The organism is Paenibacillus sp. EB106-06-01-XG199 (assembly GCF_058791575.1).
The window spans coordinates 600,335-626,179 of the sequence record NZ_JBYTDQ010000004.1; the positions used below are offsets into that span (position 1 = coordinate 600,335).

Genomic DNA, 25,845 nt, shown 5'->3' on the forward strand with positions numbered 1-25,845 from the left:
ATTATGACAATTAGGCATTGCCGCGAATCATCGCTGTAACTCCTGTACGGGAAAGCTCCTTGATGCCGTATGGCTTGAGAAGTTCAATCATTGCATCAATCTTCTGAGTGTCTCCCACAACCTGCACCAACACGCTTGTTGTACCGATATCGACTACAGAGGCACGGAAGGTTTCGACTACGCCCATAATTTCCGGACGTTCAGCCGGATCAGCTTTGACCTTAATCAGCGCCAATTCACGGGCAACCATCGGTTTGGCACCAAGATCCACTACTTTAATAACATCAATCAGTTTATAGAGCTGCTTCTCAATCTGCTCCAGAGTATGCTGGTCACCAAGTGTAACAATAACCATCCGGGATAATCCAACCTCCTCGGATTGACCCACGGTAATGCTCTCAATATTGAACCCCCGGCGGCCGAACAACCCTGAAACCCGCTGCAGCACACCTGGCTGGTCATTCACAAGCACAGCAATCGTATGTCTCATCACTGTCATTCATCCCCCATCAGCATTTGATCAATGGTTGACCCTTGAGTTACCATCGGGTAGACATTTTCGTCTTTGGGAACAACGAATTCTACCAGAACAGGTCCCGGCGTTTCCAAAGCTTCCTTCCATGCTGCGCCAGCCTCTTCTTTGTTCGTGGCCCGCAGTCCCTTAACACCATAGGCTTCAGCCAGCTTTACGAAATCCGGGCTGCCGGCGAGGTCGGTATAGCTGTAACGCTTCTCATAGATCAGATTCTGCCACTGCCGGACCATCCCAAGCACCTGATTGTTAATAACTACAATCTTGACCGGAATGTTATTAATAGCACAGATGGCAAGCTCCTGGGAACACATCTGCATGCCGCCGTCCCCATTGATCGAGACAACCAGGCGGTCCGGGTGCGCCATTTGCGCTCCGATGGCTGACGGAAATCCGAAGCCCATTGTTCCAAGTCCCCCGGAGGTGATCCATGAACGGGGATGATTAAATTTATAATATTGTGCAGCCCACATCTGATGTTGTCCTACATCTGTAGTAACGATAGCTTCACCTTTGGTGGTGTCGTTTATCATTTCAATAACCCATTGCGGTTTAAGCTCAGTCTCCGAATCCTTGTAGCGAAGCGGCTGATCCAGCTTCCACTGGGCAATTTGTGTTCTCCAGGCATCAGCACCTGCTGCCCGGCGTGCATCGGGAATCAGCATCTCCAGCACTGTCTTCACGTCGCCAACGATCGGAATGTCAGGCGATACATTTTTGCCGATTTCTGCGGGATCGATATCAATATGAACAATCTTGGCTTTTGGCGCGAAGCCGTCCAGCTTGCCGGTAACACGGTCGTCAAACCGGGCACCGATATTAATTAGCAGATCACACTGTTGAATAGCATTGTTGGCGGTATATGTGCCATGCATGCCCGGCATTCCCATCCATAGCTCATCCGCACTCGGGAAACAGCCCAGTCCCAGCAGAGTTGTTGTAATCGGAATTTCCGTCCGTTTTACGAATTCATACATCTCTTCATGCGCTCCGGAGTAGATGACACCGCCGCCTGCAATAATAATCGGACGTTCTGCAGCATCAATGGCCCGGATCAGCTTATCGAGTTGAAGTTTGTTCGGAACGGTCCGCGGGTTATAACCACGAAGGTTAACGCCTTGCAGCTCCACCGGATTGAATAACATTTTGGCTGCCGAGACATCTTTGGGAATATCAATCAGCACCGGACCTTTACGTCCTGTATTGGCAATATGGAACGCCTCATGAATGATTCGCGGCAGATCCTCAACATCACGTACCAGATAGCTATGCTTCGTAATCGGCATTGTGATGCCTGTAATATCCGCTTCCTGGAATGCGTCGGTTCCAATCAGGCTGGAGAAGACGTTCCCGGTGATGACCACCAGCGGAACAGAATCCATAAAGGCGGTGGCAATGCCGGTTACAAGGTTGGTAGCCCCGGGTCCGGAGGTAGCGATGCATACTCCCGCTTTGCCGCTCGCTCTGGCATATCCGTCAGCCGCGTGAATTGCGCCCTGCTCATGCCGGGTCAGAATATGTTTGAAATCATCGAAGCCATGAAGCGCATCGTAGATGTACAGCACAGCCCCGCCCGGGTATCCGAATACAGTATCAACGCCTTCCAGTACTAGACTGCGCAGCAGGACTTCGGATCCCGTAATCACCTCGGGATTCTTCCATTTCTCACGTAACTGCTCTGTAGACCGCACTTCCGGTATATTCGCGCTCATCAGTATTCCTCCCTTCGATATTTAACATTCATTATGAAAATGACAGACCGTCTTTTATACAGCTGTAAGAATTGGCTATACTCCTTGAAAGTTAGTGTTCACCAACCCAGTGCAGCTAACCATCCTCTTATGGGCAACAAAAAAACCTTCCGCCACCCACGCGCAAAATAGAAGCGCGTGAGGGACGAAAGGTTGATCTTCCGTGGTACCACCCATGTTTGCATTACATCTCGCGATGTAACGCCTTATCAGGTAACAAAAATCCATCGATGTAGGCAGGGCCCAAATCTTTGTACCTGAAGTCCCTAACGCGGACTAAACGATTCCCCCTAATAATTCCACCACTGTTGCCGATGGACCTTTCAGGAAAACAGCTCCGAGGTGAGCTCGTATATAAGGGATTCTGGTGGAGGTTGCAGCAATTCCTCTCACTCTCTGAGCAAAAGAGCCCTTAAAACTTCGTCCTCATCATTGCCGATGCATGTATGTTCGATAAAATGTTTAGACACATTATATGATTCCTCACACGGTTAAGTCAATACCCTTATTTCCGTAACTGACACAAATTGTTGTTCTGGTTTGCCGTAACGCCCACACCACCCTGGGCATATGATGTACGACAATGCGTGGAAAGGAGGCGCTCTATGATTCGTTACCGTAGACCAAAGCAGGACGACACCGTCATTCTGGATCTGATTGAAAAGCAGCTCGTCCCATTATCCCATCTCCCCCAAACCGTAATTAATCAGGTCAGAAAAGATCTGCCCCGCCGCTTGGGGCAAGGAGTTACACTGGTAGCCTGCCCAGACTATGAGAGCGATCCGCTGGGGTTTGTCCACTTTATGCTGCACGGTGATCTGCTGTATATTGATATGCTGGCCGTAGCCCCTGCAGCAAGGCGCAAACATTGGGGGAATATGCTCATGGACCGCGCAGAGCGGTTTGCATTATCTCGCGGTTGTCAGCGGGCCAAGGTTGCTGTTGATACTGGAAATACTGCCGGTATTTCCTTTTATCAAAAAATGGGCTACAGAGTAGCCCGTTATCAGGCGCAAAACTATTGTTATGAGTTTGAAAAGCAGTTCAATTGACTCTGCTGCTTATAATCTTCTTAAAAAAAGCCAATTGGTGGTACCGGAGCTCCGCCATAAGGTCCAGGAGCATATCCTCCATACTTGTTATAACCATATCCACCATATGGATTGCCTCCATACGGGTACCCCCCATAACCAGGGCCATATCCGCCGGCATAAGGGGCTGTGCCTACGGCAAGCAAATCAAACAGTACCAGCGGGATCAATGCTTTGGTTTGTACTTTCTTACCGCTGACACGCTGTAGGATTAGACGGTTTCCAGAAATGCGGAGCAGCTTGCCCGTCACTTTAGAACCATCTTTTTTCACTGCAACGATATTTCTGCCCACCAGCTTCATTACCTGTTTCTTTGTAACCGGCTGTGCCATAATATCCCTCCTAAAAGTTTAGTAAGCGTCTGCTTACACATCTGTCTCATATGCATTAGCATAAGTTTCAACACAGTTTATTCGGCGCGTCTGCTGTTCGCCTGTACACATGCCCTGTCCAGCGAAAGAGTAGCAATTACTTGCGGTTTAGCCACACTGCATCCTCTGCAGATATGACTCAAAACCAAGTAGAAACGGCTTTGCCGTCGTATCCGTTTCAGCGAGAAATAGAAGGATAATTTATAGCATGAAGCCTATAAATTCTTATATTGCACAAAAAAACGCATTTTCGGCAACAGCCGGAAATGCGTTTTTGATTAATATTGCTATTCAAATCAACTGCGGGTCTAACGTTTGCCGGGATCGTATGGCTCACCGAGCGCTTTGGGCGCCGAAGAGCGGCCGACAGCACTTACCAGTACTATAATCGTCAATACATAAGGAATCATAAAGATAAATTCCTGAGGGATACTATTGGACCATTCAAACAACTGCACATAGTTGCGGATAGCCTGGGAGAATCCGAAGAATACTGCGGCTCCAAATGCACCAAGCGGGTTCCATTTACCGAAGATCATTGCTGCAATGGCAATAAAACCTTGACCGGAGATCGTATTATGCCCAAAGGTACCTGTAGTCGTCAGCGTAATTGTCGCTCCGCCGATACCGGCCAGCAGGCCACTCAGCATAACTCCGATATATCTCATCCGCTTTACATTGACACCCAGCGTATCTGCAGCACTCGGATGTTCGCCAACTGCGCGTAAGCGAAGGCCAAAAGGAGTCTTAAACAACACAAAGTAAATGACAATAACCAGCACAATCGCCAAATAGGTTGTCGGATAGGAATTAAAAATCCCTTCGCCAATAACCGGAATCTTCGAAAGACCTGGCACCGGTATTTTTTTGAAGCCATCCAGCAGCGGTGTTTCACCAGCGCCCTCAAAAAGCAGCTTAACTATATAAAGCGTACTGCCGGCAGCAAGGAAGTTGATTACTGTACCGCTGATCGTCTGATCGGCTTTAAAGGTAATTGCGGCCACCGCATGAATCAATGAGCCAATCACACCCACAGCCATAGCGCAAATCACACCAACCCACGGAGCCCATGCCCCCATTCCGGCATCCTGGGCATAATATCCGCCCACGGCTGCCGCAAAGGCACCAAACATCATCAAACCTTCAAGACCGATATTGACTACCCCGGAGCGTTCAGAGAAGATGCCGCCCAGCGCGGCAAAAATGAGCGCTGTGGAGAATACAAGCGTTGTATTGAGCAGTTGTCCTAACGTCTGCAGATCCATCTATAACACCTTCTCTTTCTTACGCTTGAAGTAAAACGGTTTAAGCACCCAGCGGATAATTCCTTGTGCCGCAATAAAGAATATAATTGAACCGATTACGATACGGATCAGTTCCGGTGGAACATCTGCTCCAAAGCTCATGCCTGCCGAACCATACGTCAGTATTCCATACAGGATAGCGGCCAGCACGACTCCAAGCGGATGAGTCAGTCCAAGAAGCGCGACGGCGATGCCGTCAAATCCATAACCCGGCGAGGCAGCGAATACGGATTGATAGTGGAATACGCCCAGCACCTCACCTGCTCCCGCCAGCCCGGCGAAAGCGCCACTGATGAACATCGCCTTCACTACATTGCGTGCAACATTCATCCCTGAATATTCTGCGGCATGCGGATTGAGTCCGACCGCACGCATTTCATATCCTTGTTTGGTCTTCCATAAGTACACGTAGAAGAATAGCGCTGCAGCAAGCGCAATTACTGTACCCCAGTGCAGACGGGCGTTATCAAACAGAGAATTCAAGAAGTTCATGGAAAGCGAAGCGGGAATATCCTCCGAACGGCTTTGCTTTGGAAGAAGCAAAAATGTATTTACAATGTAATTTGCCAGATAGAGCGCGATCCAGTTCAGCATAATGGTAGTGATAACTTCATTAATGCCGCGTTTCGCCTTAAGGAAGCCGGCAATTCCAGCCCACAAGCCGCCGCAGAGCCCTGCAGCAATGACAGCAAGCGGGACCAGCAGGAATGGCGGCAGTCCGGCCAGCTTAATACCGACCACTGAAGCGGCGGTCATACCGATAAGCACTTGGCCATCCGCACCAATGTTAAACATTCCTGAGCGGAAGGCAAAGGCTACGGCAAGCCCGGTAAACATCAGCGGCGTCATTTCACGTATTGCCTCACCGAAATCATAAGCACTGCCAAATACACGCTGGAACAGGGATGAATAGGCGAGGATAGGGTCATATCCGCCGACCAGCATTACGACAGCACCTACCAGGAAACCCATTATTATTGCAACAACCGGCACAATATAGCTGTCTGTCGCAAATATTTTTTTCAGTCTATGCACCCGCTTTTCCTCCCCGCTTCAAGCTACCGGCCATCATCAGACCCAGTTCCTGGTCATTCGTATCCTGCGGCAATACTTCGCCGACGATTTGCCCTTCATAGATAACGGCAATTCTGTCGGAAACATTCATAATCTCATCCAGTTCGAAAGAAATCAGCAGCACGGCTTTGCCCTGATCACGCTGGGCAATCAGCTGCTTCTGCACGAACTCAATCGCTCCGACATCAAGACCACGTGTCGGCTGAGCCGCAATCAGGAGTGTCGGATTTTTGTCTATTTCCCGCGCAATAATCGCTTTTTGCTGATTACCGCCTGACAAAGAGCGGGCTTTGTTCTCAATCGAAGGCGTACGCACATCAAACTGCTTGACCAAATCCTCGGCATGCTGATTGATTACGTCTTTCTTCAGGAAGCCAGACTGGTTATACGGACTCTTGTAGTATGTTTCCAATACCATATTTTCACTAACACTGAAATCGAGCACAAGCCCGTGTTTATGACGGTCTTCCGGAATATGGGATACATTCATTTCCGAGATTTTGCGTGGAGACAGGTTGGAAATTTCTTTACCGGATACGGTAATAGAACCGGAATCAATTTTGCGGAGTCCCGTGATCGCCTGGATCAGCTCACTTTGTCCGTTGCCGTCAACGCCTGCAATCCCAAGGATTTCACCAGCCTTCACTTCAAAGCTGAGGCCATTCAGCACAGATACGCCTTCCTTGCTCTTGCTGCTGACATTGGACAGCTTAAGGACGCTGGATCCCACATGCGGAGCCTGCTTGTCCACTTTGAATGTCACGCCGCGTCCGACCATTTTTTCAGCTAGCTCATTCGGATTCGTCCCGGCAGTCTTAACGGTATCAATCACCTTTCCACGACGGATGATCGTAACCCGATCGGAAATCTGCATGATTTCTTTAAGCTTATGTGTAATTAGAATAATGGATTTGCCTTCTGCAACGAGCCGCTTCATGATCGCCATAAGCTCAGTAATCTCCTGCGGCGTCAATACAGCGGTAGGCTCGTCGAATATAAGTATATCCGCTCCGCGATACAGGGTTTTCATAATCTCTACCCGTTGCTGCATGCCGACCGAAATGTCATGAATTTTGGCATTTGGATTGACCTGCAGGCCATATTGATCCGATAGTTTGCGAACCTGCTCCGAAGCGGATTTATAGTCGATTTTAAGTCCTTTTTTCGGTTCCATGCCCAGAACAATGTTCTCAGTGACCGTAAAAGGCTCTACAAGCTTGAAATGTTGGTGGACCATACCAATGCCAAGCTCAATAGCTTTATTAGGGCTATCGATAATAACCGGTTTCCCGTCGATTTCGATGCTGCCTTCATCGGGCTGGTATAGTCCGAATACGATATTCATCAAGGTGGACTTACCTGCACCGTTCTCACCGAGCAGCGCATGGATCTCCCCTTTTTCCAGCGTCAGACTTATAGAGTCGTTCGCTACAATACCGGGAAAGCGTTTTGTGATTTGCTTCAACTCTACGACAGGAGCCGCAGCACTCATGGAATCACCCTCATCACAGAATATATAATAGACATACAGACACGGCTGTACCGCCCCTTGCGAGGCGGCACTGCTGTGTTCACGTATAACTTTTAACAGGGAACAAGGCCAGCTTTAGAACCGGCCTTGTTCCTTATACTTTATGGTAAAGCTGCAAGCACGATCTCAACGATTACTCAGATGGAACAGTGATTTTGCCATCGATGATTTGTTTTTTGAAATCCTCAACTTTAGCCAGAATTTCTTCGGATACATTGGCTTTCGATGTTTCAGGAAGGCCTACGCCGTTGTCTTTCAGACCCAGTACGGTTGTAGTGCCGCCTTTGAATGTTCCGTCAACCACTTGTTGGGAAACTTTCTTAACCGCTTCGTCAACACGTTTGATCATGGAAGTCAAAGTTACATCGTCGCCAAATTCTATGGATTGGTCTTTATCTACGCCGATTACCCATACTTTATCGCCGCCTGCATCATTGCGGGATTTAGCTTCATTGAACACGCCGTTGCCAGTTGCGCCGGCAGCAGGGAAGATGATGTCATTACCGGCATCATACAGGGTAGCAGCCAGGGATTTACCTGTATCAGGCTTGTCATAAGCGCCTGCATAAGTATTGGTTACTGTTGCTTCAGGGTTAACTGCTTCTACGCCGGCCTTGAAGCCAACTTCAAAACGTTTGATAACCGGGCTGTCCATACCGCCTATGAAGGCCACTTTGTTAGTTTTAGTTGTCAAACCGGCAACAACACCCACCAGGAAGGATCCTTCATTCTCAGAGAAAGTAACGGACTCCACATTTGGAGCGTCTACAACGCTATCGATGATTGCCAGTTTGGCATCCGGATTGGCTTTAGCTACTTCCAGCAAAGCGTCCCCAAGGTCAAAGCCGATCCCCCAAGTCAGATCGTAGCCGCCCTTTACGAATTGGTTAAGGTTTGGTACATAGTCTGCGTTGGCTTTACTTTGCAGATATTTAATTTCCACACCTGATTCTTTATTAAGAGCTTCCAGGGCTTCCCAGGCAGATTGATTAAACGATTTATCGTTTACCCCGCCTACGTCTGTAACCAGCCCTACCTTAACGTCGGATGCGCCGTCCTTTTTGTTACCGCAACCTGCCAAAATGACACTGGTTGCCATCAACATAACGAGCGACAATTTGAAAACCTTTTTCATCGAATGTGATCCCCCTTAAGAAATTGGATGTCTTCTGTGTTCTGCTTGGACATACCATTAGCTCAAATTATAACTGTAAAAAAACCTAAAATCCAGTCTATAAATGACCTCAGGTCAATAATAATTTGCATTTTTCACCAAGAAAACGCTTACCCTAACACAAAATGTTATATTTATGTCTATTCGATGTTAGAAAAGCTCGAAATAGTTAAACATATTCCTATAACCTTTTAAATATTATTGCACACAAATGCATTTTCTATTATCATGATTGTTTATATCTTGCATGAAAAGGGAGTACTGAAAAATATGGATGATCAAAACACCCCACAAGACGCGCCCGCCTTTAAATACAGCCGTGAATCCCGCGTGTTCAAAACCGGCCGTGTCTTCCCGAATGATGTCAACAACCACAAAACCCTGTTTGGCGGCAAGCTGATGAGCACCATTGATGAGGTTGCCTCCATCTCGGCTATGCGCCATTGCCGCACGAATGTGGTAACCGCCTCTGCTGACTCCGTTGACTTCCTTCTGCCAATCAGACCTACGGACTCCGTGTGCTTCGAATCCTTCGTCTCCTGGACAGGACGCACAAGTATCGAGGTCTTTGTGAAGATTATCTCGGAGAACCTATACACAGGCGAGCGTGTTGTCGCCGCTACGTCATTCCTAACCTTTGTAGCGGTGCATGAGGATGGCACACCTGCTCCAGTTCCGGCTATTATCCCCGAGACCGATGAAGAGAAGCTGATCAGCGAATCTGCCAATGAACGTTCAGAGCTGCGCAAACTAAGACGAACCAATAGCAAAAAGCTGGCTTCACAATTGAGCACCACCAAGTACTGGGAATAAAATCCCAACTGCAAGCCCCCTCCCTTACAGAATCTGGCCGGCAGGGGGCTTCTCTGAATGTCGCCGCGCAAAAAAAGCACCACCCGCAGGTGGTGCTTTTCGGTTTATTTATTCCTCTTACGCGTTGATCTTCTCTTTGGCTACAACAGCCAGGGAGTTGAATGCGTTAAGATCGTTTACTGCCAGGTCAGCCAGCATTTTACGGTTCACTTCTACGCCAGCCAATTTAAGGCCGAATACAAGCTTGCTGTAGGACAGGCCGTTCAAACGAGCTGCTGCGTTGATACGAACGATCCACAGTCTGCGGAAGTTACGTTTAGTTTGACGACGGTCACGGTATGCGTAAACCATCGATTTCATTACTTGCTCGTTAGCTGTTTTGAAAATGCGGTGCTTGGAACCGAAATAACCCTTTGCCAATTTCAACACTTTTTTATGTCTACGACGAACTACAAATCCGCCTTTAACTCTTGCCATATTAATAAACCTCCCAAAAATGTGTGATAAAACTATTTCAAGTTAGCGAGTCCTTGTTTCAAACGTCTTACATCCCCAGGGGCCATTACTGGATTGCCGTTCAATACGCGTTTAGCGCGTTTCGATTTGTGGGACAGCAAGTGATTCTTGTGAGCTTTGTAACGCAGTACTTTACCAGTTCCGGTAATTTTGAAGCGGCCTTTCAGGCTGCTATGTGTTTTCATTTTAGGCATGGTGTTTCCTCCTTGAATATTATGCGGCGCCAAATTGCTGTGCAAGTGACTCCAAATTATTGGGCTTTAGGAGCCAGAATCATAATCATGCTGCGGCCTTCCAGCTTAGGCTGGCGCTCAACAACAGAGATATCTTCCACTTCGGTCTTAACACGTTCCAGGATCTTCTGGCCGATGCTAGCGTGGGTAATCTCACGTCCGCGGAAACGAACGGAGCATTTCACTTTATCGCCTTCGCCCAGGAACTTAATCACATTGCGGAACTTGGTTTGGTAATCATGTTCCTCAATGTTGGCACGGAACCAGACTTCTTTAAGATCCACGATCTTCTGGTTCTTGCGTGCTTCCTTCTCTTTCTTCTGTGTTTCATAACGGAACTTGCCGTAATCCATGATGCGGCATACCGGCGGTTTCGCCTGCGGTGCTACGTTGACTAAATCAAGATTAAGATCAATCGCCATTTGCAACGCTTCGCGGATCGGCTTAATTCCGATTTGCTCGCCTTCCGCTCCAACCAACCGAACCTCTTTGGCCCGAATTTCATCATTGATCATATGTTCCTTACTGATAATACTCCACCTCCGGATCTACTTTACAATTATTTTATTTACGGTTCTCCATAAAAAAGGGATGCCGGTAACTCCCCGACACCCCGTTTGATCAACGTTCATGAATTATAACCATTCATAAAGCATTGAGATCAAAACCAGCTGGCGTATTTGCCAGTCAGGTGAGAAGCCGGTGCTTCTGCTTGCAATCCCTATGTTTTGCACACTTGAATACTATACAATACTCCGCAAGGAGTGTCAACATGTTCTTTTGTGAAAATCCGGGCTTATCCTTGCTTGCTCTGAACTTCCTCAAGCCGCACGACACGCGTGTGCTTGGTATGGCTCCATTGTTTGTTGTTCTGCGTGAAGAAGGCATAGAACGTAATTGGATACCAGGAAAGCAGATACACTGGAAAGACCAGCAGGTAAAGATACACTTTTTTGAACTTGACCTTCTCCAGCGCCATGGCCAGCAGGAAGGTGACAACATTGGCGCCGACTGCAAAGAAGCTGAGCCAGAGCGGCAAATAACCGTAAATATTGGCAATATGCGGACCATTAAGCAGCGAAGTGTCTACCCACATTACAGCAGTCATCAGGAACGTCAGCAGCACGATGTAGACATTCACCCCATACAGCGCGAGATCCAGCTTCGTCAGGCTGCGTTCTTTAATGGCTTGCCACAACAAAGGGAAGAAGTAGCGGCGGGCCACTGTAAAGTGTCCCTGCATCCAGCGCAGCCGCTGTCTGGAGGATGCTTTGAACGTAAGCGGCTTCTCATCAAATACCTTGGCATCATAGTTGAACTTTGGAAATACGCCTTTGGATGCGCTCCGCATCGTAAACTCCAAATCCTCAACAAGGCTTGTTGCTCCCCAGCCCATCTCTTTAAGCAGATTGGTTTCGAAGCACATACCGGTTCCGCCCAGGAAGTTGGCCATGTTCAAATTATGGCGCGACAGCTGCCACAAGCGGTTGATGTACCAGTAAGATACGCCGTATGCAGCAGTAATCCATGAATCCTCCGGATTCTTCGTATCAATATAACCTTGAATTACACGCCCGCCTGCGCAGAGATCATTATTCATCTCTGTGAGGAATTCGGTATGTGCAAGGTTGTCGGCGTCGAACATGACAACTGCATCATACTGTCTCGGCATCGCCCATAGTTCCTTGAGCATCCACTCGATTGCGTAGCCCTTGCCCCGAAGGTTGGTATTGGTGCGGACACAGGCATTCATTCCGTGCTCACGCACAATTCTTGCGGTGCCGTCTGTACAATTGTCGCAGATGACAAATACATCGTACAACTCTTGGGGATAATTAAGCTGTTTCAAATTCTCCATCAATGCGCCGACGACTTCTTCCTCGTTGTGCGCTGCAACCAATACAGCAAATGATTTTTCCGGCCCGAACTGTACCTTATTCTTTTTCTTGCGCAGTCCAAACAACGATAATGTGAACTGATAGACTGCGATTGCCGCCAAGATCACTTGGAGCGTAACAAACAATGCGTCTGTCATGATCTTTTGATGCCCCCTTTTTCACTCTTGGTATGCTTTTTCTTTTTCTCTCTCTCTGTCTTATTAAACGTTCTTTCTGACCCTTTTGTTGCATTCCTTACAGTAGACCAAGAGTTTCCCCTTTTTGTGGAGTAGGCTTCAATTTATATATATCCCGTTTATAAAGATGTTATAGAGATCCCAAATGGCGGACTCCCCGATTCTCTGTAACCTTATAAACATGTTTAGCCTACTTGAATCATTGTAAGGTGTAAGGGGTTGTTAAGTCAAAACTGGCATTTTCCGACCTTAACCGAGCTTTTTCTTGAAATGGACTGCTTTAAAAACGTATGATATAGACAGCTTTCAGGTCTTGGATCGAGTGGCTGCTGCTGCGTTTATTATCCTCAGCCGGACTATCGGAGGGACAAAGTATGAAACATTTATTCATGAAACTACATCTCTGGGAACGGCAAATTTTCAAGTGGATCAACGGACGATTGCACAACCCCTTTTTGAACTTTTGGCTTTTCTATCTTACCCATCTGGGCGGAGCAACAAGCGCCATCGGTATCAATGTGCTAATCTGGGCGCTCTCACCCCAGCCTTTGAGAACAACGGGACTCCAGGCTCTCACGGCTCTGGCTGTCAGCCATCTGCCCGTCGCTGTTGCTAAAAAGTTATACCCGCGCATGCGCCCTTATCTGGCGCTGCCGGGAACGAATACGTTTCATAATCCGCTTAAAGATCATTCTTTTCCATCAGGTCATACTACAGCTATCTTCGCCTCAACGGTACCTTATATGGCGGCTTACCCTGCCTTGACCGTTTTCCTGCTGCCACTGGCCGCTATTGTCGGTTTCTCCCGAATTTATTTGGGACTGCATTACCCTTCTGACGTTCTTGCAGGAGCGGTTATCGGCGCTGGCGTTGCGGCAGGCACCGTTGTTTTATGGATCTGAAGCCTGCATCATAAGCCTTAACGGCGAAATCCATCCGGGAACAGGTGAATCCAACATTGCGCAAAAAAAGAGTTTTATTGCTGTCGGAAGGTTTTGGCGCAGGACATACGCAGGCAGCTTACGCGCTGTCGAGCAGCCTGCGCAAGTTATCGCCCCAAGTGCAAACAAAGGTGCTGGAGCTAGGGAATTTCCTGAATCCAAAGCTGGCGCCTCTTGTTGTATCGGCATACCGCAAAACAGTGACGACCCAGCCCCGCTTGATGGGGTACGTGTACCGTCACCAGAAATCATTTAATCGTCTTACCACGCTTGCCTTGCACCGCTTATTTTATACACATACGCAAAATATTGTAAAGCAGCTGAGGCCTGATATTATAGTCTGCACCCACTTTATACCCAGCGCTGTAGTGTCCCGTCTGAAACGGCTGGATCCGGCATTCAAAGCACCGCTCGTTACCGTGATCACGGATTATGATGCCCACGCCACCTGGATCAGCCCTGAGGTAGACCGGTATCTGGTATCCACCCCGGAGGTCAAAGCCAAGCTGCGCCGGCGAAACGTATCCGCTGCCAAAATCCAGGTTACCGGCATGCCGGTTCATCCCAGCTTCTGGGAACATCCCGGAAGAGCGGAAATTCTGGAACAGTTCGGCCTGCAGGACTTGCCGACGGTTATGGTTATGGGCGGGGGCTGGGGTATGATGAACGATGAGGTCGTGAACGAAGCGCTGGCGAGCTGGCGGGAGAAAGTCCAGATCGTCTATTGTCTCGGCACAAATGATAAACTGCTGAGTGAGATGAATGAGGACCACCGGTACATTCATCCCAATATCTCCCTGATCGGGTTTACCCGCGAGATTGACAAGCTGATGGAGGTATCCGATCTGCTCGTTACCAAGCCGGGTGGAATGACCTGCAGCGAAGGTCTGGCCAAGGGTATCCCCATGCTCTTTCATCACCCCCTGCCAGGTCAGGAAGAGGAGAACTGCCGCTACTTCACGGCTGCAGGTCTTGGAGAACCGATTTCATCGCTGGATGTAGTCGACAAATGGATGGAGCGGCTGCTCTACAATTATGAGGACGTGCAGGCCAAACGAAAAAGCCATCTGGAGGAGATCGCCAAGTTTCATCCGCTGCAAAGCGCCCAAAGCATTATTGATATGCTCGAATAACGCCCGCAAGAACAAGGGGACATATATAAATGGCAGTCCGGGAGTTTCACCTTGGACTGCCATTTTTGTATGCTTCTGTTCTGGTAGAGAAATAAATCGGCAATAACTGATCTACAGCCGGTATTTGTCCAGACGGGTGGCCTGATACCGCTCCAGCGCCTCTGCCCCGACAATCGCTTCGCAGCGCTGGATATTGACGCCACGGCCGTAAAATTTGGTCTCATATTCCGTCATGACATGCTCCTCATTAATGACGCCGTCCGCATGCAGGTCCAGAGAGATATTCTTCATTTGCAGGCCATAATCGGCAAACGCATTAAGGGAGAACTCAAACAGGCTCCGGGAATCCGTCTTCAGATGAATTTCCCCCAACGGACTGAGTAACCCGCGGTATTTGTCAAGAAAACGCGGATGCGTCAGGCGGCGGCGGGCATGCTTGCTCTTCGGCCAGGGATCGCTGAAGTTCAGATAGATACGCTCCAGCTCTCCTGGAGCAAACACTTCCTCAGCGTAGTTAATATTGGCGAGTGCCACTCTAAGGTTAGGAGGCGTCTCATGTCCTGCCGGCTCCCACACCAAACGGGCTTTCTCAGCCGCGCGCCGGATCAATTCATCGTACATATCAACGCCGATAAAATTAATATCGGGATATTTGAAGCTCATTTGACTAATGAACTGTCCTTTACCCATTCCGAATTCCACATGAATCGGATGATCGTTGCCGAACAATTCAGACCACCGCCCCTTGAGGCTGCGTGGATCGAGGATTACCAGATCGGTCTGTTCCTCCAGGCTTTCACGTATTCCTTTTCTTCCGCGTAAACGCATAGGTATTCCTCCGCTTATTCACTTATTACTATAACTATCACTTGCAATATTGTGCCGAACTTATCTGCAAAAGTAAAGGGATTTCAGTGAAGAGATGCTGATTCCGTCTTTTTCTACATATATTTGCCAAAAGGAAAAGGGAATTCTCCGACGGGGGAAAAAAAATCCGCCGGAGAATTCCCTTTATGTTGTATTTGGAATTGGGGTCCACTAGTTCAACAGTTCATAGTCTACCTTGCCGGTGTATTAAAATCAAATTTCTTCTCGAACGCATTTCTGATCTTGCGCTGCGCTTCTGTCTTAATCTTATGGTTGCCATTAAACTCCACACCTGTAAGCGCAAGCGCTTCATCAGGAGTCAATTGCACATCAATGGAGCCTTTGCCTTCGGCATATGATGTTTGAGAATTCATCGTGATCACCTCTTGGGTTTTATTATGGATCGGACGACACGAAATTATGAATTCAATAAATGAAGATTATGCTTGCTGTATCAGGTTTTTTACAATTTAAATATAACATAATGTGTAAGCATTAACAAGTGAAAACCCTTTATTTTTAGCCTTTTTTTCACAGATTCCGCAAGCGACAATGTTACGCTGGGCGCTGTTTTTTGTTACAATGAATAGGTTAAAATAAAATGGCTCTACGTGGCCTTTCCGGAACACCGTCATTTTAGCGACAATATAAGGATAACTTCAGGGGGAAAGCAGTCATTCAGCCCTAAAAATAAACGTTCTTATATTTAAGAGAGGAGCTGCACCTGTTGAGTCTTCTAGAGACCTCTTCTTCACTGCTGTGGGGAGATAAACGATTTCATACCTGGAACTACGAAATGCGCGAACAGATGGATACCAAAGTATTCAAAGTAATGCTCGACGCCGGTTTTACCTGCCCTAACCGTGACGGCTCTATCGCCAAAGGAGGCTGTACCTTCTGCAGCGCCAGAGGATCAGGCGATTTCGCCGGAAGCCGCCGCGACGATCTGGTTACCCAGTTCAACAATGTGCGCGACAGACAGCATCTGAAGTGGCCGAATGCAAAGTATATCGGTTATTTCCAGGCCTACACCAATACGTACGCTCCGGTCGAGGAGCTGAGGGAATATTATGAAGTGATTCTGCAGCAGCCGGGTGTGGTCGGCCTTGCCATCGCCACACGTCCGGATTGCCTGCCGGATGATGTCGTCGAATATCTCGCCGAGCTGAACCAGCGTACGTACCTGTGGGTGGAGATGGGTCTGCAGACCATTCATGATTCCACTTCCGAACTGATCAACCGCGCCCATGATACCAAGTGTTATATCGAGGCTGTCGAGAAGCTGCGCCGTCACGGCATCCGCGTCTGTACCCATATTATTCACGGGCTTCCGCTGGAAACTCATGAAATGATGCTGGAAACTGTTTCGGCTGTTGCACGCATGGGTGTTCAGGGCATCAAAATCCATCTGCTGCATCTCATGCGCAAAACGCCGATGGTCAAGCAATATGAGGCTGGTCTGCTGCGCTTTTTGGAGCAGGACGAATATGTCAAGCTGATCGCCGACTCGCTGGAAATCCTGCCGCCGGAGATGATTGTTCATCGTCTGACTGGGGATGCCCCGCGCGATCTGCTGATCGGGCCTATGTGGAGCCTTAAGAAATGGGAAGTGCTGAACGCCATTGATGATGAGCTGGTTGCACGCGACACCTGGCAGGGTAAGTACTGGAGGAAGAGCTAATGGGCTTTATGTCTGTCCTTAGCTTTGCTCATAAATTAACCGCCGAGCGCCTAATGTCCGGCGGCAGAGCCATTGACGCCACCGTGGGCACCGGTGCCGATACGCTGTTCCTCGCCAAAGCGGCCGGGCCGCGAGGCGGGGTGTACGGCTTCGACATTCAGCCTGCGGCGCTGAAGCTTGCGGAAGAGCGCCTGCGGCTGGCCCGGGAGGAAGCGCCGTCAGCGCTTTCTCCCGTGACGCTGCTGGAGCGCAGCCATGCAGCGATGGCAGATGCCGTTCCGCCGGAGTGGCGCGGAACGGTGTCGGCGGTGATGTTCAACCTCGGCTACCTGCCTTCCGGCGATGCCGACAAGACCATCATCACCGAGCCGGAGAGCACGCTGGCCGCCTTGGAGGCCGCGCTCTCGCTGCTGCGCCCGGGCGGCATCGTCACGGCGGTGCTCTACCCGGGCCATGACGGCGGAGACCGCGAAGCCTCCGCCGTAGAGTCATGGGCGGCAGGGCTTGCCCAGCAGGAGGCGCAGAGCATTGTGTACCGCCAGCTGCAGCGGTCTTCCGCTCCCTACGTAGTAGCCGTAGAGAAGAAAAAGGGAACTGAAGCCTAAATAGCAATGAGCAATATCGGTATTTTGGCATTCAGGTCACGAAATTCACTCGCTCAAGTAACAGAAGCAAGTAAATATTACAAATTGGAAGGAAGATGTAGTGATGACAAAACCATATCCTTTAAAATTTCAGCCGGAGTTTAAAGAACGCGTCTGGGGCGGCCGCGCACTGGAGAAATTTGGGCTCGAACTGCCGGAGGGCCATATTGGCGAAGGCTGGATGATCGCCGATCACCCGAACGGCACCTCGTCCGTTGTAAACGGCGAACTCGCCGGACAGGGTCTCGATCAAATCCGTGAGCAATTCGGACAGGAATGGTTCGGCAGCAAAGGCATCAGCGAAGAAGGCGGAAGATTCCCCCTGCTGATCAAGCTGCTGGACTGTAATGACAACCTTTCCGTGCAAGTGCATCCTACAGATGACTATGAAGGATTGCCGAAGGGTGAACTGGGCAAGACAGAAATGTGGTACGTGCTGGACGCCAAGCCGGGTGCCAAGATCATTTACGGCCTGAAAGAAAATGTCACCAGGGAAACACTGCGTGATGCACTGGAGAATGGAACCGTTATGGACAGTCTTCAGGAGATCACCGTCTCTGCCGGGGATTCCTTCTATATTCCTGCAGGCACCGTTCATGCTCTCTGCGCAGGAGTCGTTGTTGCCGAAATCCAGCAAAACTCTGATACTACATACCGGATTTATGACTATAACCGTCCGGGACTCGACGGCAAGCCGCGCGAGCTTCATATTGAGGATTCATTAAATGTAACCGCCTATGAAGGTGCGGGAGCCACCTCCATGAAGACAGACGGCGCTGTTCCCGGAGAATGGCTGCAAATCGCCTCCTCTCCTTATTTCATCGTTGAAAAAGGCCTCGTAAACGGAGAATGGGAGCTTGCCACGACTCCGGACAGCTTCACCATTCTCGTCATCTGCGAAGGCAGCGGACACCTGACGTGGGAAGGCGGTTCCCAGCCTTATGCAGCAGGGGAATGTTATCTTCTTCCGGCAACCCTTGGCTCTTACGGAATCGAAGGCCACTCCACCGTGCTGCGTTCTTATTTGCCTTAAAATTCATACTTATAAGGCAAATCCACAGCAGGGAATCAATGTAAAGCGGGCTTTTCTCTCGTTACTCTTTCCGATAAAGAGCTGTATCAGCGATTCCTACAATACTCAGATGTATCACTCACATAACAAGCTAATGCTTCAGAGCGGAGTGGGTACGGCGTATGATCAAGGAAGCAGATGTTTTACAAACTTTTAGGAGGGCAGGATAATGCAGGAAAACAGCTTTACAATGACCGATCCCCTTGGCGTGAATATTCATGTGTACGAATGGCTGCCGGAGCCAGAAGCTCCGGTCAGGGGCATCGTGCAAATTGCGCATGGCATGTGTGAGACGGCTGCACGTTATACCCGCTTCGCATTAGCGCTCACCAGGGCCGGATATGCAGTTTATGCCAATGATCACCGTGGGCACGGCAAAACTGCCGGGAAGGTGAACCTGCTTGGCGATACCGGAGAGAACGGATTCTACTGGATGCGGCGCGATATGCTGCAGCTTGCCGGGATTGCCTCTTCCCGGCATGAAGGTCTGCCGATCTTCCTGCTCGCCCACAGCATGAGCTCCTTCCTGGCACAGAAGCTGATGTGTGAGCATGGCAATGAGATATACGCCGGCTTTATTCTCAGCGGAACCAATGGTCCGCGCAATATGCTGAGAGCCGGGGAAACGCTGGCCGGGATGCAGTTCAGACTGCAGGGGGCCCTTCATCGCAGCGTAATGCTGAACGGCCTCGTATTCGGCCCTTACAACCGTTCCTTCTCTCCGGTAAGAACGGCTTTTGACTGGCTGAGCAGTGACACGCAGGAGGTGGACCGTTACATCGCCGATCCTTTCTGCGGCGCGATCTGCACCACCCGCTTCTTCCGGGATTTCTTCCGGCTGCTGCGCGAAATCCAGTCCCGCGAAACACTGCTGACATTATGCAAAAATAAGCCAGTGTATCTGTTCTCCGGGGCCAAGGACCCTGTAGGCATGCAGGGGCAAGGTGTTCTGCGGTTGGCCAGCATCTACAAGGAGCGAGGGTTAAGCGACGTGGAGTACAGGCTGTATCCTGAAGGCAGACATGAAATGCTGAACGAAGTGAATCATAACGAGGTTACAGCCGACGTGTTAGATTGGCTGGTCCGGCACCTCCCTGCCGAGTCTCTGCTTCAATCGAATGCAATATAAAAGCGATCAAAAACAGGCATTCCAGAAATATGGAATGCCTGTTTTTTTGAACAAACTTATAGTCAAGCCGTCGAAAGTCCAGCGTATGAACAAACAGAATAATGTAGCAGACACTCCGTTAAGAACGTTGTTGCAAAAGCAGCGGACTGCCGGTCATGCTCTGATCAGCCGCTCCCGCAGCCGTCCCCGTTGTCCATGCCCCCGCCAGAACCTGCGCTGAATTCCTCAAGTGAATACTGCAGAATCATCTGCGATCCTTTTGCACCACTCCTGCGCAGACCGTAATCCCGAAAACCGGCACGCAGATAGAGATTTCCTGCCGGGAGATTGCGCTCATTCACAGCCAGCACCACCTCACGGACTGCCGGAAAATGAATACGGACAAAACCCGGCAGCAAAGCCATTGCAGCCTTGGCAAACCCTTGTCCCTGGCTGGCATAGTCAACAAGGAACGCACGCAGCAGCAACGCTTCGGACCAATGGTTGTAGAAGTCGGCGATACCCGCTCCGGTATGCAGGATAAAAAAACCCACCGGCTTTTCTCCAGCCACAATAACAACCGCAACCTTCCCCTCGTCCTGCAAGGCACCATCTATAGTCTCCTCAGGCAAGCCGGTGAATTCAGCCTGCTCCGCAGGAAGCTGAAACGCCAGCAGCCCTTCCCGCAGCTTCTCTTCATACAAAGTCAATCTGACCGGAGGTTGCTTACTCATGGCTGGAAGAACCCTCCTTCTATAAAGGCAGTGTATAATACTGTGCCCGCTGGCTGTCATCCTGCTGGTACAGCACAATCAGCAGCGTGTGACCTTCCACTCCTGCCTCAGCTTCGGCCACAGCCGTGGCCTTGTCATTTACCGCTACGGCCGCCGCTGCTACATTCACTTCACCGATATTGCCAGACACACCACTCATCTCCACATTCGGTTCTGCATTCGCTTCTGCATCAGCCAAGCCTTCATCGGCCCGCAGGCCGCTGATCGAATCCAGTACCGTCTCCAAACGGAAAGGCAGCACTTCAAGCATCATGAACTTCTGCAGTTCACGTTCACTGTATCCGGCTTCCGCCAGCTGCGGGGATATCAATTCCGGATGAGCAGCAATACCCTTCATATGTTTGGACCAATCCGCTTTATCCAGCAAGACATCCCACCAGATTTTGCGCGGCTTATATTTGTGCCCCAGGAAATAATCAAGCTTCATCAGCCCGGTAATGATGTCCATAGCATCTGTCCCGCGATCTGTAAGGAAGGCATGCAGACGGGTGAACAAATCCTCCAGCTGGTGGCCGATCTTCTGCCAGCCCCGATCTTCCCAGTAATCCCCGAATTCCTGAAAGAAATCGAACGGCGACTGGAACACATGGCGGATCAGGTATTTCACCGTATGGTCGAGCCGATGGCTGTTCCAGTATTTCTCCAGCACATCCTCCAGCCGTTTGAGCCGGATAATATCGGAGAACGGCATCACATGGCTGCTGAGAATCTCATACGGGGCATGTTCCATATAGGTATAGTCATATTTGGCTGCCTGGGCACGCAGTCCGGTGCCGCGCAGCATTTTAAGGAACCCAAGCTGCAGCTCCTCCGGCTCCATGGCAAATACATCGTTGAAGGTTTTACGGAAAGTGGAATAATCCTCCATGGGCAGTCCGGCAATTAAATCGAGATGCTGATCGATGTTGCCGCTGGCTTTAATCTTCATCACCGTACGCGATAGCTTCGTGAAATTCTGGCGTCGTTTGACCAGCTCGTTGGTCTCGTCATTGGTGGACTGCACGCCAATCTCGAATCTAAAAACACCGGGAGGAGCGTTCTGGGCCAGAAAATCCAGGACCTCGGGCCGCATGATGTCCGCCGTAATCTCGAATTGGAACACGCAGCCCTGGTGGTTATCAATCAGAAACTGGAACATCTCCATGGCATAGCTGCGGTTGATATTGAAGGTACGGTCCAGAAACTTGATCACCTTGGCTCCGTTCTCGATCAGATACAGCAAATCGGATTTGACCCGTTCGATATCATAATAGCGTACGCCTACCTCAATGCTGGACAAGCAGAATTGACAGTTGAAGGGACAGCCCCTGCTGGTCTCAAAATAAACGATCCGCTTGCTGAGATCCGGCAGATCATCCGGAAACCGGTGCGGTGTCGGCAGTGTATTCAGATCCGTCTTCGGACGCGGCGGATTGACAATCAACTCCTCGCCCTTTCGGTAAGCCGCACCGTATACAAAATGGAACTTGCGCTCATCCCGCAATTCCTGCAGCAGATGGTGGAAGGTCTCTTCCCCATCGCCGTTTACGACAAAATCAATCCCTGCTTCCCGCTTCATCCAGTACAATGGCTCGTAAGACACCTCCGGCCCGCCTAGGACGATGGTGACCTCCGGCATCACCTGTTTGAGTATGCCAATCAGCTTGACAGTCTCCTCGATGTTCCATATATAACAGGAAAAGCCGATGACATCGGGCTTCTTCTGGAATAGGTCTGACACGATATTCATCACGGGATCTTTGATAGTGTATTCCGCCAGAAGGATATCTTCGAATTCATGCTCGCTGTACGCCTTCAGAAGACGGATGGCGAGCGAGGTATGGATATACTTGGCGTTTAATGTGGCCAGGACGATTCTCATGCCTAATAACCTTCTTTACATTTCATTTTGAAAAAACTCCAGAAACGGCTTGCCGTATTTCCGGTACTTCACTTCCCCGACACCCTTTACCCTCAGCATCTCCGCTTCGGTCTGCGGGCAAACCACACTCATCTCACGCAGGGTCGCATCATTAAAAATGATATAGGACGGGACATGCTCGCGTCCCGCCAGCTCGCGGCGGATCAGGCGCAGCTGCTCGAAGACCGTCTCATTGACGGCCGACGGCGAAAGATCCCGCGACCGGCTGCGGTCCCGCCCGCCGGAGGCTCCGCCGGTGCGTGAAGGACGGGCCACGCGCTGCTGCACCTCACGCTGGCCGCGCAGTACCTCGGCAGCCAGCGGCTGCAGCCGTACCACGGGATATTGGCCTTCTGTCAGGGCCAGATATCCCTCCGAGATCAGCACATTGATGCTCTCGGTAATCTCTTTCTCCGTACGGCTCGACATTGCGCCATGAGTCGGCAGCTGCTCGAAGCCGTATTGCAGCACCTTCTGGTTACGTGAGCCCTTGAGCACTGAAGCAACCAGCGCCACACCGTAACGTTCACGCATGCGGTGGATGCAGGAGAAAATCTTCTGCGCATCCACTGTCATGTCTACCAGTTCACGTTCATCCGTACAGGAGCTGCAGATGCCGCAGGGCTTGTCCCCGTGATCTTCACCGAAATAATTCAGCTGTGCGCTGCGCAGGCAGCGGGTGGTGTAGCAGTAATCGATCATCTGCTGCAGCTTGCGGTATTCATTGGCCTTGCGCTCCGGGTCCTGCGGATTCTGTTCAATCAGAAATTTCTGTGTCATAATGTCCTGTGCGCTGAAGAGCAGGATACACTCGCTCGGCTCACCATCCCGCCCGGCACGTCCGGCTTCCTGAACATAAGCTTCCATATTCTTCGGCATATTGTAATGGATGACATAACGTACGTTGGACTTGTCGATCCCCATCCCGAAGGCATTGGTGGCGACCATCACACGGATGTCGTCATACAGGAAACCTTCCTGGCTCTCTGCCCGTTCCTGGTCATTCATTCCGGCATGATAGCGTCCGGCAGCGATTCCCGAAGCCTGCAGTCTTTGATAGAGATCATCAACCTCTTTGCGGGTAGCCGCATATACAATACCCGGCTGATGAGAATGAGTAGCGGTATAATCCAGAACGAATTCGCGTTTGTTCTCCCCGCGCAGCACAGACATCGCCAGATTATCCCGGCTTAGCCCGGTCATGAAGACGCCCGGCTGGCGCAGACGCAGCAGCCGGACCATATCCTCCATGACCTCCGGGGTAGCGGTCGCGGTAAATGCGGCAAGAATCGGCCGCTGCGGCAGTTCCTCTACAAAAGGGGATACCGCGAGGTAGCTGGTGCGGAAATCATGGCCCCACTGGGATACACAGTGCGCTTCATCCACAGCCACACATGAGATGGATAGCCCCGCCATCTCTAACCGGAACCAGTCCAGCTCCAGCCGCTCGGGTGCAACATATAGCAGCTTCAGCTCACCACGGCGCGCAGCCCGGATGCGCTCATTCACTTCCTTGCCGCTTAAGGTGCTGTTGATATAGGCAGCCGGTATCCCCGCTGTGGTCAGCGCATCCACCTGATCCTTCATCAGCGAGATCAGAGGTGAGATGACCAGCGTCAGCCCCGGCTGCAGCAGCGCCGGAACCTGATAGCAGATTGATTTCCCGCCTCCGGTTGGCATGATGCCCAGCGTATCATGGCCTTCAAGCAAGCTCTCGACAATCTTTTTCTGGCCCTCCCGGAAGTCGGGATAGCCGTAATATTTTTGCAGTTCAGCCTGCGCCTGTTCCATAGTAGGTACTTGCATCTTCATATCTCTCAAAACTCCTTAGAACTTTCTCTCTTTAGTTTACCGGGCAAAAGACTATTGAGCAACAACCGGAGAGGTAAAACCGGAGGTTCATTTTCAAATGATTACATAAAAAACACCGTTCGAAGCAACACTTGATAGGTATCCGCAAATTTCCATTCTAGAAAATTGGCCGTTGTGCTGGGCTGGATCTATGGGACTCTCTCTATCCTCATTATTGACAGGCTAATTCTTGTTATGTAGGGACCCCTCCATAGTATTTCTTCACGGCCCATGGTATATTGAGGAATACAATATTAGAGGACGGAGAATGCAGGCATGAACACCAGACGAAATCCCAAAGAGGCAAGCAAACGGGGCGGCAAGCCCGGAGGCCCCTCCCAATCGCAGCCAAAATCAGGGGTAAGAAACCATAAATCAGGCGCTAAGCCTGGATTCACTGCCAAAGCGAAGGGACAGGCTGCCGTCAAAAGCTATTCCATAACTGAGCCCGCAGAGCTGCTGCCTTTTTTGCTTAGCGTAATCACTAACAAGGGACGGAACTCCGTCAAGTCACTGCTCGCCCGCGGACAGGTCTCCGTAAATGGCAAACCAATAACCCGGCACAATTTCCAGCTGCATCCGGGTCAGACTGTAACCATTGACCAAGAGAAGCAAGTACAGGCCAAAGAGATGACCCTGCTGACCATCGTTCATGAGGACGATGATCTGATTATTATACAGAAGGATGCAGGACTGCTCTCCATCGCCACCGGTGAAGACAACGAATTAACGGCATACCGCCAGCTGATGGAGCATGTCCGCCTCACCAATCCGCGCAACCGTATTTATGTCGTTCACCGGCTGGACCGTGATACTTCAGGCGTAATGATGTTTGCCAAAAGTGAAGCCATTCAGCAGAAGCTGCAAAATACGTGGAAGGAAACCGTAAAGGAACGTTCCTACGTGGCACTTGTGGAAGGGGCCGTCAAAAAGGCCGAAGGGACCATCAGCTCCTGGCTAAAGGAAACTTCGACCCTCAAAATGTATTCCAGTCCCCATGAAGGTGACGGGCTTCATGCCATAACTCATTACAAGCTCATTCAAGCCAACCGCCATTTCTCACTGCTGGAGGTACACCTGGAAACCGGACGCAAAAATCAAATCCGTGTGCATATGGCTGACATCGGCCACCCTATCGCCGGTGACAAGAAATACGGCGCAGAGACTAAGGCCGTAGGCCGCCTTGGCCTTCATGCCCGCGTGCTTTCCTTCGTTCATCCGACTTCGGGAGAACTGCTGACCTTTGAGAGCGCCATTCCCAAGACATTCCTGAAATACACAGCCCCTGCGCCAACCAACTGATTCCTGTTCCTAAGTGGATTTGCAAAAAGACACCCTCCCGGGTGTCTTTCTTTGTACTACTCGATCTTTCCGCCTTCAACGACCAAAT

The 25,845-nt window shown here is 50.2% G+C and carries 25 protein-coding genes; 9 read left to right on the forward strand and 16 right to left on the reverse strand.

Translation table 11 applies throughout. From position 1 onward, the window contains the following. Positions 1-10: 10 nt before the first annotated feature. Positions 11-499: an acetolactate synthase small subunit gene (ilvN, locus tag AC3WT9_RS17755; protein WP_038587274.1), complete on the reverse strand. Its 489-nt coding sequence runs from the start codon at positions 497-499 to the stop codon at positions 11-13. Then, positions 496-2,244: a biosynthetic-type acetolactate synthase large subunit gene (gene ilvB / locus AC3WT9_RS17760; protein ID WP_341090588.1), complete on the reverse strand. Its 1,749-nt coding sequence runs from the start codon at positions 2,242-2,244 to the stop codon at positions 496-498. Before ilvB ends, ilvN begins: the two co-directional genes overlap by 4 nt. Positions 2,245-2,888: 644 nt before the next feature. Between ilvB and AC3WT9_RS17765 the strand changes: the two genes are divergently transcribed. Then, positions 2,889-3,335, forward strand: a complete 447-nt coding sequence (locus AC3WT9_RS17765) for a GNAT family N-acetyltransferase (protein ID WP_038587271.1) — start codon at positions 2,889-2,891, stop codon at positions 3,333-3,335. 20 nt (positions 3,336-3,355) lie between these two features. On the opposite strand, the gene AC3WT9_RS17770 is transcribed toward AC3WT9_RS17765, so the two are convergent. The 5 genes from AC3WT9_RS17770 to AC3WT9_RS17790 form a co-directional block, all read right to left on the reverse strand. Then, the gene (locus tag AC3WT9_RS17770) at positions 3,356-3,706 is read right to left on the reverse strand and encodes a hypothetical protein (protein ID WP_341090585.1); all 351 of its coding nucleotides are present in this window, start codon (positions 3,704-3,706) and stop codon (positions 3,356-3,358) included. A 347-nt stretch (positions 3,707-4,053) separates the two neighbouring features. Then, positions 4,054-5,010 carry an ABC transporter permease gene (locus AC3WT9_RS17775; protein ID WP_341090583.1) on the reverse strand — a complete coding sequence of 319 codons (957 nt, stop codon included), beginning with the start codon at positions 5,008-5,010 and terminating at the stop codon, positions 4,054-4,056. Further along, a complete protein-coding gene (locus AC3WT9_RS17780) occupies positions 5,011-6,084 on the reverse strand; it encodes an ABC transporter permease (RefSeq protein WP_341377627.1) in 1,074 nt (357 codons plus the stop codon). Beyond that, a complete protein-coding gene (locus AC3WT9_RS17785) occupies positions 6,077-7,615 on the reverse strand; it encodes an ABC transporter ATP-binding protein (protein ID WP_341090579.1) in 1,539 nt (512 codons plus the stop codon). The genes AC3WT9_RS17780 and AC3WT9_RS17785 overlap by 8 nt, the downstream gene beginning before the upstream one ends. A gap of 172 nt (positions 7,616-7,787) precedes the next feature. Further along, positions 7,788-8,789, reverse strand: coding sequence for a BMP family lipoprotein (locus tag AC3WT9_RS17790; protein WP_341090577.1), 1,002 nt, complete (start codon positions 8,787-8,789; stop codon positions 7,788-7,790). Positions 8,790-9,098: 309 nt separating this feature from the next. Here AC3WT9_RS17790 and AC3WT9_RS17795 point away from each other — a divergent pair, with 309 nt between their 5' ends. After that, entirely contained in the window at positions 9,099-9,641 is a 543-nt protein-coding gene (locus AC3WT9_RS17795; RefSeq protein WP_341090574.1) for an acyl-CoA thioesterase, read from the forward strand. Positions 9,642-9,758: 117 nt separating this feature from the next. On the opposite strand, the gene rplT is transcribed toward AC3WT9_RS17795, so the two are convergent. The 4 genes from rplT to AC3WT9_RS17815 form a co-directional block, all read right to left on the reverse strand. Next, on the reverse strand, positions 9,759-10,118 hold the full coding sequence (rplT, locus tag AC3WT9_RS17800; protein ID WP_038587257.1) for a 50S ribosomal protein L20: 360 nt from the start codon (positions 10,116-10,118) through the stop codon (positions 9,759-9,761). 32 nt (positions 10,119-10,150) lie between these two features. Next, the gene (gene rpmI / locus AC3WT9_RS17805; protein ID WP_036696104.1) at positions 10,151-10,351 is read right to left on the reverse strand and encodes a 50S ribosomal protein L35; all 201 of its coding nucleotides are present in this window, start codon (positions 10,349-10,351) and stop codon (positions 10,151-10,153) included. Positions 10,352-10,407: 56 nt separating this feature from the next. Further along, on the reverse strand, positions 10,408-10,905 hold the full coding sequence (gene infC, locus AC3WT9_RS17810; protein ID WP_038587254.1) for a translation initiation factor IF-3: 498 nt from the start codon (positions 10,903-10,905) through the stop codon (positions 10,408-10,410). A 281-nt stretch (positions 10,906-11,186) separates the two neighbouring features. Continuing rightward, a complete protein-coding gene (locus tag AC3WT9_RS17815; RefSeq protein WP_341090569.1) occupies positions 11,187-12,425 on the reverse strand; it encodes a glycosyltransferase family 2 protein in 1,239 nt (412 codons plus the stop codon). Positions 12,426-12,838: 413 nt separating this feature from the next. Here AC3WT9_RS17815 and AC3WT9_RS17820 point away from each other — a divergent pair, with 413 nt between their 5' ends. Both AC3WT9_RS17820 and AC3WT9_RS17825 read left to right on the forward strand, forming a co-directional pair. Beyond that, the gene (locus AC3WT9_RS17820; protein WP_341090565.1) at positions 12,839-13,366 is read left to right on the forward strand and encodes a phosphatase PAP2 family protein; all 528 of its coding nucleotides are present in this window, start codon (positions 12,839-12,841) and stop codon (positions 13,364-13,366) included. 56 nt (positions 13,367-13,422) lie between these two features. Beyond that, complete coding sequence (locus AC3WT9_RS17825; RefSeq protein ID WP_492407775.1) at positions 13,423-14,538, forward strand: MGDG synthase family glycosyltransferase; 1,116 nt, start codon at positions 13,423-13,425, stop codon at positions 14,536-14,538. 111 nt (positions 14,539-14,649) lie between these two features. Here AC3WT9_RS17825 and trmB read toward each other — a convergent pair whose 3' ends face one another. Next, on the reverse strand, positions 14,650-15,366 hold the full coding sequence (trmB, locus tag AC3WT9_RS17830) for a tRNA (guanosine(46)-N7)-methyltransferase TrmB (RefSeq protein WP_341377624.1): 717 nt from the start codon (positions 15,364-15,366) through the stop codon (positions 14,650-14,652). 230 nt (positions 15,367-15,596) lie between these two features. Then, positions 15,597-15,779, reverse strand: coding sequence for a hypothetical protein (locus tag AC3WT9_RS17835; protein WP_038587245.1), 183 nt, complete (start codon positions 15,777-15,779; stop codon positions 15,597-15,599). Between the two features lie 353 nt (positions 15,780-16,132). Here AC3WT9_RS17835 and mnmL point away from each other — a divergent pair, with 353 nt between their 5' ends. The 4 genes from mnmL to AC3WT9_RS17855 all read left to right on the forward strand — a co-directional run bounded on the left by mnmL (position 16,133) and on the right by AC3WT9_RS17855 (position 19,931). Then, positions 16,133-17,086, forward strand: coding sequence for a tRNA modification radical SAM protein MnmL/YtqA (mnmL, locus tag AC3WT9_RS17840; protein ID WP_341377622.1), 954 nt, complete (start codon positions 16,133-16,135; stop codon positions 17,084-17,086). After that, entirely contained in the window at positions 17,086-17,691 is a 606-nt protein-coding gene (gene mnmM, locus AC3WT9_RS17845; RefSeq protein ID WP_341090557.1) for a tRNA 5-(aminomethyl)-2-thiouridylate-methyltransferase MnmM, read from the forward strand. Before mnmL ends, mnmM begins: the two co-directional genes overlap by 1 nt. 103 nt (positions 17,692-17,794) lie before the next feature. Then, the gene (locus AC3WT9_RS17850; RefSeq protein ID WP_341090556.1) at positions 17,795-18,763 is read left to right on the forward strand and encodes a type I phosphomannose isomerase catalytic subunit; all 969 of its coding nucleotides are present in this window, start codon (positions 17,795-17,797) and stop codon (positions 18,761-18,763) included. 208 nt (positions 18,764-18,971) lie between these two features. After that, positions 18,972-19,931, forward strand: coding sequence for a serine aminopeptidase domain-containing protein (locus AC3WT9_RS17855; protein WP_341090555.1), 960 nt, complete (start codon positions 18,972-18,974; stop codon positions 19,929-19,931). Positions 19,932-20,095: 164 nt separating this feature from the next. Here AC3WT9_RS17855 and AC3WT9_RS17860 read toward each other — a convergent pair whose 3' ends face one another. From AC3WT9_RS17860 to recQ, 3 genes are read right to left on the reverse strand one after another with little or no spacing between them, the layout of a single operon-like run. Further along, positions 20,096-20,644, reverse strand: coding sequence for a GNAT family N-acetyltransferase (locus tag AC3WT9_RS17860; protein ID WP_341377621.1), 549 nt, complete (start codon positions 20,642-20,644; stop codon positions 20,096-20,098). 19 nt (positions 20,645-20,663) lie between these two features. Beyond that, complete coding sequence (locus AC3WT9_RS17865) at positions 20,664-22,565, reverse strand: B12-binding domain-containing radical SAM protein (protein WP_341377619.1); 1,902 nt, start codon at positions 22,563-22,565, stop codon at positions 20,664-20,666. A gap of 15 nt (positions 22,566-22,580) precedes the next feature. Then, on the reverse strand, positions 22,581-24,416 hold the full coding sequence (recQ, locus tag AC3WT9_RS17870; protein ID WP_341377617.1) for a DNA helicase RecQ: 1,836 nt from the start codon (positions 24,414-24,416) through the stop codon (positions 22,581-22,583). Between the two features lie 315 nt (positions 24,417-24,731). Here recQ and AC3WT9_RS17875 point away from each other — a divergent pair, with 315 nt between their 5' ends. Then, positions 24,732-25,757, forward strand: coding sequence for an RluA family pseudouridine synthase (locus AC3WT9_RS17875; RefSeq protein ID WP_341090550.1), 1,026 nt, complete (start codon positions 24,732-24,734; stop codon positions 25,755-25,757). Positions 25,758-25,845 lie beyond the last annotated feature (88 nt).

Bases quoted from the DNA above. Each gene is read 5' to 3' on its own strand.
- ilvN (WP_038587274.1), bottom strand. From the start codon at position 499: ATGACAGTGATGAGACATACGATTGCTGTGCTTGTGAATGACCAGCCA.
- ilvB (WP_341090588.1), bottom strand. From the start codon at position 2,244: ATGAGCGCGAATATACCGGAAGTGCGGTCTACAGAGCAGTTACGTGAG.
- AC3WT9_RS17765 (WP_038587271.1), top strand. From the start codon at position 2,889: ATGATTCGTTACCGTAGACCAAAGCAGGACGACACCGTCATTCTGGAT.
- AC3WT9_RS17770 (WP_341090585.1), bottom strand. From the start codon at position 3,706: ATGGCACAGCCGGTTACAAAGAAACAGGTAATGAAGCTGGTGGGCAGA.
- AC3WT9_RS17775 (WP_341090583.1), bottom strand. From the start codon at position 5,010: ATGGATCTGCAGACGTTAGGACAACTGCTCAATACAACGCTTGTATTC.
- AC3WT9_RS17785 (WP_341090579.1), bottom strand. From the start codon at position 7,615: ATGAGTGCTGCGGCTCCTGTCGTAGAGTTGAAGCAAATCACAAAACGC.
- AC3WT9_RS17790 (WP_341090577.1), bottom strand. From the start codon at position 8,789: ATGAAAAAGGTTTTCAAATTGTCGCTCGTTATGTTGATGGCAACCAGT.
- AC3WT9_RS17795 (WP_341090574.1), top strand. From the start codon at position 9,099: ATGGATGATCAAAACACCCCACAAGACGCGCCCGCCTTTAAATACAGC.
- rplT (WP_038587257.1), bottom strand. From the start codon at position 10,118: ATGGCAAGAGTTAAAGGCGGATTTGTAGTTCGTCGTAGACATAAAAAA.
- rpmI (WP_036696104.1), bottom strand. From the start codon at position 10,351: ATGCCTAAAATGAAAACACATAGCAGCCTGAAAGGCCGCTTCAAAATT.
- infC (WP_038587254.1), bottom strand. From the start codon at position 10,905: ATGATCAATGATGAAATTCGGGCCAAAGAGGTTCGGTTGGTTGGAGCG.
- AC3WT9_RS17815 (WP_341090569.1), bottom strand. From the start codon at position 12,425: ATGACAGACGCATTGTTTGTTACGCTCCAAGTGATCTTGGCGGCAATC.
- AC3WT9_RS17820 (WP_341090565.1), top strand. From the start codon at position 12,839: ATGAAACATTTATTCATGAAACTACATCTCTGGGAACGGCAAATTTTC.
- trmB (WP_341377624.1), bottom strand. From the start codon at position 15,366: ATGCGTTTACGCGGAAGAAAAGGAATACGTGAAAGCCTGGAGGAACAG.
- AC3WT9_RS17835 (WP_038587245.1), bottom strand. From the start codon at position 15,779: ATGAATTCTCAAACATCATATGCCGAAGGCAAAGGCTCCATTGATGTG.
- mnmM (WP_341090557.1), top strand. From the start codon at position 17,086: ATGGGCTTTATGTCTGTCCTTAGCTTTGCTCATAAATTAACCGCCGAG.
- AC3WT9_RS17850 (WP_341090556.1), top strand. From the start codon at position 17,795: ATGACAAAACCATATCCTTTAAAATTTCAGCCGGAGTTTAAAGAACGC.
- AC3WT9_RS17855 (WP_341090555.1), top strand. From the start codon at position 18,972: ATGCAGGAAAACAGCTTTACAATGACCGATCCCCTTGGCGTGAATATT.
- AC3WT9_RS17860 (WP_341377621.1), bottom strand. From the start codon at position 20,644: ATGAGTAAGCAACCTCCGGTCAGATTGACTTTGTATGAAGAGAAGCTG.
- AC3WT9_RS17865 (WP_341377619.1), bottom strand. From the start codon at position 22,565: ATGAGAATCGTCCTGGCCACATTAAACGCCAAGTATATCCATACCTCG.
- recQ (WP_341377617.1), bottom strand. From the start codon at position 24,416: ATGAAGATGCAAGTACCTACTATGGAACAGGCGCAGGCTGAACTGCAA.
- AC3WT9_RS17875 (WP_341090550.1), top strand. From the start codon at position 24,732: ATGAACACCAGACGAAATCCCAAAGAGGCAAGCAAACGGGGCGGCAAG.